This window comes from Streptomyces sp., from assembly GCF_019510245.1.
GTDB lineage: Bacteria > Actinomycetota > Actinomycetes > Streptomycetales > Streptomycetaceae > Streptomyces.
The window spans coordinates 1-1,397 of sequence record NZ_JAEKKT010000533.1; the positions used below are offsets into that span (position 1 = coordinate 1).

At 68.8% G+C, this 1,397-nt stretch carries 1 protein-coding gene; it reads right to left on the reverse strand.

The window, feature by feature from the left end; translation table 11 throughout:
- Window positions 1-1,397: hypothetical protein (locus JF597_RS55125; RefSeq protein WP_294014795.1), on the reverse strand; the 1,397-nt coding region annotated here is incomplete at both ends.

Below are 1,397 nucleotides of genomic sequence, written 5' to 3' on the forward strand. Positions count from 1 at the left end.
ACGAAACCGCCGCTGGGGCCGTTGGGCTGGCCGTTCTCCAGCACCTCCAGCGTCATCAGCAGCGCCGCGCCCTGAGCCGGCTCGTCGCGCAGGGCATCCAGCGCCGCCGCCCGGTCCTTGCCCTTCAGCCCGTCCAGAACCTCGGTCACGGTGGGCGGCAGCGAGGTCATCCCGGGCGGCAGCTCGATGATCTTCGCCTTCGGATCGGCGAGCTGCCGCTGGATCTTGTCGTAGGTGTCCAGCGCGTCGCCGAACACCGCGTCGAATTCGGGGTTGGAGATGTTGCGATACAGCGTCTCGTATTGCTTGAACTCGGGCGACTGCTGCAGTTGCCGCTCCACCTCCGCCAGCGTCAGGGTCTTCGGCGGCGCCGGCATCCCCGCCATGGCGACCTGGACCATCGGCGGCGGTGCGTCGTCGCCATCATCCTTGTTGCCGACCAGCAGGTGGCGCAGATCCCCCTGGGCGCCCTTCAGCCGGTCATAGCCGCCGAGATTGTCGCCCTTCAGGTTGCGCAGGGACGCCGGCAGCGCCTGCAGGACCGCGTCCGTCGACATGGCGCCGGCAAACAGGCGCTCGAACTTGGCGACCTGCTCCGGATTGTCCTTCAGCTTGCCGTTCTGGACGGTCTGGATTGCGCCGGCGAGCTCCTTGTCGTCCCGCAGCCCCTCCAGATAGCTGCCGGCCCATTGCGGATCGCCGATCAGGCGCCCGTATGCCTCGGTGGCGCCCCGCGCCTCGGGGGTCAGCCGCTCCACTCCGAAGGCCACGGTGTGGAGCATGTTGTCGGCGGCCTTGGCCCAGCCTTCGTCCGCATAATGCGCCGCCATGGCGACCGCCAGGGTCGCACCGTCGCCATGGGCGATGCTGTCGGTGATGGCGGTGCGCAGCGTCAGGTCGCCGGCATGCGCATTGGGCGCCTTGCGGTCGAGACCACCGGTGTTGGCCTCGGCCATCAGCGCCGCGAGCTGCGAGACGCCCTCGCTGACCTGCATGCGGCCTTTGCTGTCGACGGGGGCGGAGGCGCCCGCCTGGGTGGCGACGACGTTCAGGTTGCCGATCAGCCTCTTCGCCTCGTCCGAGACGGTCCCCTTGGACGACAGCTTGCGCAGCGGATAGACGATCTCGGCCAGCCGCGAGGTCGGCGGGTTCTCCTCGTCCCGATACTGTCCCGTCGCCGGCAGCTTCGACAGTTCGACCAGGATCTGGTCGGCGCGTTCGGCCGGCGCGCCAGTCAGGGTCAGCTCCAGCGAGGCGCCGTCGGTCACCTGCTTGGCCGGATCGGTCACCATCACCTGGTGTTGCGCCGCCTGGACCGCCTTCAGGTAGCCCGCATCGACCTTGAGCGTCTTGGGGTCCATCGGACCGTAGAAAGACAGCTCGGCGATGAAGTCGGC